Here is a 6,902-nt window from a genome sequence, read left to right as displayed (position 1 = left end):
CTGGGTGGGAGATCGTCCACCGGCACGACCGGCACGCGTACGTCGTCCACATCACGCACCACCTCGGCAGTCACCGCATGACTGCCCGCGGAAAGATGCGAGAAGCTGCTCATCACGTACGTATCGAAGCGCGTGCGCAGCGGTGGTTCCGGGGGCAGCGTTCGGGCTTCGTACGACGGCGCCGCGGACTCCGCCGGCGCGCGTACCACCACATCGATGAGCGCGCTGTCGACCATCTCGACCATCATGCGGCCGTCGCTCTCCGCGACCAATGATCGCACGGTCGCCTCGAAGCGATCGCAGTCCGCGTCGAAGTGTTTGGCGACCAGCTCCGCCCGCTCCTCGACTGGTGCCGCATCGAGTGTGGGGTGCTCTGCCAGCAGGTAGGCGAGTGCCGAACGGGCGGCGCCCTGCGCACTGCTCCCCGTCGTACCGACGGCACCCCAGCCCACATAGGTGCGATACTTCGCCCGCGTAAGCGCGACGTACGCCAACCGGCAGTCTTCGGCGAGTCGCTCCACTTCGGCCTGCCGCACGCGTTCGGGCGTCACCGGCTCATGGTGATCGAACACCACGTCGCCGTCCTCGTGCACGAGGAGTGGGCCCTTCGCCTCCACGGGGCGGCCGCTGAAGAGCGTGGGGCAGTACACCAGGTCGAACTGGAGCCCCTTGCTCTTGTGAATGGTGTAGATCTGCACCGCTTGTGCATCCGTTTCGAGGCGTAGCTCGCGCACATCGTACTCACGCTCGGTCTCTGCCCGGTTGGTGCGGATCCAGCGCAACACACCCTCGATGTTCAGCGCACTCGCCATGGCCGCGGCGTGTAGCAATTCAATGAGGTGGCGCAGGTTGGTGAGCCGACGCTCGCCGTCGTCAAAGGCAAGGAATCGCTCGGTCACCTGTTGCCGGCGCATGAGCTCCTGCACTACCTGCAGAAACCCGTACCTCACCCAGAGCTCGCGCAGCGTGCTGAATTGCGAGAGCAGCGCATCCCACTGCGCTTCGCTTCCTGCCTGCGAGAGCTGCCACACCTGAGCAGCGTCGCCGCCCCACAGGTGGGTAGCCACCGCGGCACGCACGCCCGGCTCGTAGCGCGGCGTGGCAATGGCCTCGAGCACCACCTGCAGCTCGAGCAGTTCCTCGGACTGCATGACATTGCCGAGCCCCGACACCACGGCCGGGATGCGGTGCGCACGCAGCAGATCGGCGATCTCCACGCCCTCGAACTTGCTGCGTACGAGCACGGCGATATCACCGGGCTTCCACCCCGCCTCGACCTGCGCGGCGATATGCCGCACGGTGGCCGCAAAGAGCAGTTGGCGGGCAGTGCGGATACCGGTGAGCGTACGCTTCCCCCGTTTGTCCTCGGGGGGCACGAGCATCCAGTGCAAGGCGTGCGTTCCCTCGATCGGCGCAGCAGCCCCTCCCTTGGGCGTGGCGGTCGCTGCCTCGAAGCCGATGGCGTCTTCCACGAACGCGTGACCGCGTCGCTGGAACACGGCATTCACGGCGCGCACCATCTCCTCGGTGCTGCGATAGTTGGTGGCCAGCGTGAACTGGGGGTCGGCCGTGTGCACCGCGGCGAGATAGGCATGGACGTCGGCGCCACGGAAGGCATAGATCGCCTGTTTGGGATCGCCGATGAGAAAGAGCGGGCGTCCACGGAACGCCGTGGAGAAGATGTCGAACTGAAAGCGGTCGGTGTCCTGGAACTCGTCGATGAGGGCGGCGTGAAACTGCTGACGGATGGCCCGTGCAAGCAGTCCATCCGGGCCCTGTGCCACGAGCACGGTGTGCAACGACTCCAGTAGATCGTCGAAGGCCAGCAGATTCGTGCGCCGCTTCTCCTCGTCGATCCAGTCGCGTACCTGATGAAAGCAGTCCACGCGAATGGCCTGTGCCAGACGCGTCACCGCCTCGCCCACCGCTGTGGCCGCCATGGCGACAGGCCAGGTCGCGAGCGCTGCCGCCTGCTCCTTCTGCTTGCCGGATTTTTTTGTTGCGACATCGTGCAGGGCCGCTGCGCTGAGTTCAGCGCCCACCGTCTTGGCTGCGCTCAAGTCACCGCCGAGCGCGGCGGCGATGGTGCGTACCGTCCGCTCCAGCGGCTCACCGGCCAGACAGGGCGACTTGCTGTTCCAGTCCATGGCGCCGACGTACTGCCGGAACGCGTCTTCGCGATACACCGCCGAGAGGGCATCAATGGCGTGCTGCAACTCGCCGAGCGCCTTGTCCAGTGACACGTCGGGCGAGACGCGCACGATGGGGAACCGTCGCCACAGTCCGTAAGCCTTGGCAAAACTGTCGGGAGACCACGCCGACGCCACCGCGAACGTGGCCAGCGCCTCATTGGTGTAGAAGCGTGCGCGCCACCAGTGCTCGAGGGCACGCTGCAACATCTCTTCGTCGCTCTCGAGGAGCGACGCCCCGAAGGCCGTGCCGCTCTCGAGGGCGAACTCGTCGAGGATGCGCTTGCAGAAACCGTGAATGGTGTACACCGCCAGCGTATCCACTTCGGCGAGCGCCCGCGCCACACGCGCTTGCACCCACGCGCGGTCGTAGCGACCGGCGACCTTGAGCAGGAGTTGCTCCGTGTCCTGTTTGACGTCGGAGGGGCGGCCCTCGTACACCGCATGCGCCTGACGCAGCAACGCACGGATACGCCCGATGAGTTCGTCGGTAGCGGCCGTGGTGAAGGTCACCACGAGGATGTTCCCCACCCCGTCGACGAGTGGCGTCCCGTCGGGCGTGCGCTCGAGCAGCAACCGGATCACGCTCATCGCGATACTGAACGTCTTGCCGGTACCGGCACTCGCTTCCACCAGCATGGTGCCCGAAACGAACGGGCTCGCCTCCACGGCGAAGTGCGGACGATGCACGACCGTCATGACGCCGTCACCTCGTCGAAACGGGCCCAGAACGCATCGGCAATCGCCGCGAACTGCGCGCTATGCTCGATGACCGGCTCACGCCCTCGCCAGAGGAGCTGCACATAGGGATCGCAGCTGTCACCACCCTGACGAAAGTCATCCTTCTTTCGGTGATACTCGTGGAAGGCCGCATCGATGGCCGACTCGTCGCCCTTGGTGACCTTCTTGCGGTACACCACGGCGGCGTCGACGAAATAGGGGAGCGGCGCCGTCCAGGCCGCGCGGACGCCCTGCACCAGCATATCGAGCAGCACCGGGGCGTCGACGATGGGTGGAATGACCAAATCGCCATCGCGCGCGATGACGCGCGTCGTGACTGGCTCACCGGCGGCACATCGCACGACATGGGCAACCCACGCGCGCACCTTGTCGCGAGTGTGGAGGTTAGCGGCGCGGACCCGCCACTGCTCACCCGGACGCTGCAGCGCCAGATGACCGCGCACCACCCAGTCGAGGCCCTCGACCTCCACCGCCAACGGTTCGTCGAACGTGACGCCCTCAAGCGAGGCGAGCATGGAGGCCGCGTCCTGCCGCAGCGCATCGTACCAGCCGGTGCCGAGGGCTGCCACGGGTAGCTGGCCGGCGGCGACCTCCAACGCCCGTTCACGTGCTACATCACGGTGTCCCTGGAGCGCGCGCTGCAGCATGCGATCCTGCACGATGGTGCGCAGACGCCCATCGACCTGCATGGGCTCCACATCGCCCACGTGAGGTTTATCGCCCGCCACGGTGAGCTGCAGCACGCGACGGCAGTACACCTTGGACGGATTGAGCCACGCATCCGTGAGGTCGTCGATGCTGATCTCGAGCGGCGGAGTGGCGGGCACGATACGCCCCGGGCGCAGATCGCGCCACAAGGCGACCTCGGGTACGGTCCCGTCGAAGAACGGCGGCGGCGATTCGCGTTGCACGCTCCCCGCCACGCTGCGGGCGAGACGGGCCTCGAAGCTGAACAGCCGCGGATCGCGCGTGGTCGCGCTGGTGAAGTACGCGGGACTGAAGGGCTGCAACGGGTGCTCCACCCGTAGCTGTACACTGGGCGACGGCAACGCCGGATAGAGGCGGTCGATGGTATCGAGCAACTCCGTGATGACGATCGACGGCGCGATTTCCCGATTGTTGGCCTGTGACCGTCCCACGTACGACAGCAGCAGACGGTCGCCGGCGCTCATGAGCGTGTCCAGCACCAGCTGCCGGTCGTCGGCGCGCGGATCGCGATCGCCGGGAATGGGATGCGCCCCGATGAGATCGAACGCCGCACGGCGCAACCGCCGCGGATAGGCACGGTCATCCAGTCCCAACATCACGATGAGGCGATGCGGAATGGCGCGCATGGGCTTCATGGCGCAGAGGGTCAAGCCACCCGTGAGGAAGCCACTCCCATGATCGTCATCGGCCAGGGCATCGAGCACCCAGTCGCGTACCACGTCGAACGACACCGGCTGGTCACCGGTCTCAGCGCCCGTCGGTGCCGCCAACCGTTCCAGATCGCGGCGCACACGATCGATGGATGCGCGTTCGTCGGCGTCCTCGGCGCGCACGAGCCACTCGAGCGTCTGCAGCAGGTGCGTCGTCCACTGCGACAACAGGTACTCACCACGCAGCGTGGCGACCCACGTCATCAACGTCTCTACCCACTGCACGAAGGCGCCGAGCAACGTGGTATCGCCCACGAGGTCGCCGGCCAGCGGCCGCACCCCGTTGACCAGTGCATCGACGCGACCGGTGGCATAGCCGGCGAGCAGACGGTCGAGGCCCGTACGCCAGCTGTTCTCGGCGAAGGCCGGCGCCCCCTGCCACGACGCGCGCGTTGTAGCATCGTGCCCCCAGCGAATGGCGGCATCTTCGACCCACTGAGTGATCTGATCCAGCTGACCCGGCGCGATGCCCGCCGCCCGCCGCACCATGGGCTGCGAGAGCAGCTCCAGCACCTCGCTGGCGCCGATCCGTGAGTGCACCAGTTGCAACAACGCCGCGAGCGCCGCGGCCGGTGCGCTCTCCCGCGACAGCGTGCGATCGGCGATGCGATAGGGAATAGTGGGGCGTTCGTCGTCCGCGGTGCCGGTCCCGCGCAGCCGCGACTGCCCGAAGATCGCCTCGGCCATGGGCGCATACTGTTCCACATCCGGGGCCATCACCAGCACATCGTGCGGGCGCAACGTGGGGTCGTGCGCAAACGCGTCGAGCAACTGATCGCGGAGCACCTCGAGTTCACGCAGCGGCGAGTGACACACCTGCACGGTGATCGAGCGATCGTGCGGCGCCACCGTGAACGGTGTAGTCTGCCCGGTCGCCAATCCCTGCTGCAGATGCTGCAGCAGGGTGGCGGGCGCGTGCGAGCGCGCCGCGACGATATGCTCTACCGGTGGCGCCGGTGTGGCATCGAGCAGTTGCCCCACCAGTTCACGCGACGAGGCCCCGAAGGACTCGAACAGCGGATGCCGCGCCGCGGCGGGCTGCCAGCCATCCGCCTGCGGCATGAGCACGTAGCAGCGCACCGGTACGAAGCGCGCGACGGCGCGCAGGAGACGCACGAACAGCGGTGGCAGCGTGGACACCCCGAACACCGATACACGCGACGGCAGCCCCGCCGGCGCATCGGCGACCGTTTCCAACTGAGTGATGGTGCTGATGAACCAACGGGCGAAGTGCGCGGGACGCTCGTTCCCGAGCAGGGTTTGCCAGAGCGACGCCTGCCACGTTTCATGCACACTCGCCCCGAGTGCCGCGCCGTGCTCCTCCCAGGTGATGAGCATCTCCGGGCGATAGAGGCGGTACTCGTCGAAGCGTGCGGCGATACGACGCGCCAGGCCGAAGCACTTGGCATCGCCGGCGTTGTGCAGGAAGGCGCGGAGCGGCTCGTAGTGGGGGTGCGCGAGGAACGCGTCGTCTTGCAGCAGGGCGAAGAGGCGCCACACGAGGGCCTGCTCCTCGAAGCGCGGATCGATGCTGATACCGTCACCGGTGGCGAAGCGCCGATCGCGCTGCAGCGTGGAGGCCAGTTTCCGGCAGAAGGCGGCCGGGAAGGGCAGCTCCATCGAGGCCGCGCATCCCTGACGACGCGCGAACTGCTGGCGCACCCAGCGATCCATACCGAGCGATTGCACCACAATGTATTCGTCTTCGAGCGGCAGCAGCGGTGCCGACGCCAGATCCTGTTCCATTCGAGCCAGCAGCGCCTCGGGCGCCTCGGCCGTGATTACGGACATCATCGTCATACCGGAAATCTGGCGATGGGGGCTGACAGTCTCCAAACGCCGAGCCGGCGACCATCGCGATTGGGCGCCCGTTTACGTTGCGGGGTGTCCGAGTCCATCCGTGTCTACCGCTTCCAGCGCGATGGTGACGTGCTGGTGTTCGATCCGCAGCATCCCGGCGAGGGATTCGTGCAGTTCTTCAGCGTCGAGCGCGGAGAAGTGCGCAAGTTCGTGCGGGACGCGGTGCGACCGCAGCTGTTGCGGGTGCACGAGCACGAGGTGCGCGTGGGGGCGCTCGCGGCCTACAGCGCGTGGCGCGCGATCCAGGCGGTAGACACACCCGAGCCGGCGCGCCCCGCGCGCGTGCTGCAGGTCACGCCGCGGGCGCGCGTGGTGCGCGAGCAGCCGGTCGGCGAGGATTTCGCCGCGCTGGTAGCCCACGTGGGTCGGTCGTCGGCGCGCCCCCTCTTCGTGACAGGACGGGCGGGCACCGGCAAGAGCACGGCACTGCGGGAGCTGGCCAGACTGTATGCCGGCCGTGCCGCCGTACTGGCCCCCACGGGATTGGCGGCGCTCAACGCCGGCGGGCAGACGATTCACAGCTTCTTCCGCTTCCCCATCAAGCCCCTCGGCGACGGCGATATCCGCCGCGGCCCGTGGATGCAGGTCGCGCGAAAACTGGAGCTGCTCATCGTGGACGAGGTGAGCATGGTGCGGGCCGACCTGCTCGACGCCATCGATCTGGCGCTGCGGCAGGCCCGCGGCACCAACCGTC

Annotated in this window: 3 protein-coding genes; 1 reads left to right on the top strand and 2 read right to left on the bottom strand. The window is 67.4% G+C overall.

Annotated elements, in window-relative coordinates; all coding sequences use genetic code 11:
• Positions 1-2,888 (bottom strand): UvrD-helicase domain-containing protein (locus ACIQ6O_RS10810; protein ID WP_396207800.1); only part of this gene is annotated, 2,888 nt, incomplete at its 3' end.
• Positions 2,885-6,148, bottom strand: coding sequence for an exodeoxyribonuclease V subunit gamma (locus tag ACIQ6O_RS10805; protein ID WP_396207799.1), 3,264 nt, complete (start codon positions 6,146-6,148; stop codon positions 2,885-2,887). The genes ACIQ6O_RS10810 and ACIQ6O_RS10805, both read right to left, overlap by 4 nt.
• A gap of 84 nt (positions 6,149-6,232) precedes the next feature.
• On the opposite strand from ACIQ6O_RS10805, the gene ACIQ6O_RS10800 reads away from it, so the two are divergent.
• Positions 6,233-6,902: AAA family ATPase (locus ACIQ6O_RS10800; protein ID WP_396207798.1), on the top strand; the 670-nt coding region annotated here is incomplete at its 3' end.

It is taken from the genome of Gemmatimonas sp. (assembly GCF_044345575.1).
GTDB lineage: Bacteria > Gemmatimonadota > Gemmatimonadetes > Gemmatimonadales > Gemmatimonadaceae > Gemmatimonas.
The sequence above is the reverse complement of the archived record's forward strand: the minus strand, read 5'-3'. Positions and strand labels throughout refer to the sequence as shown.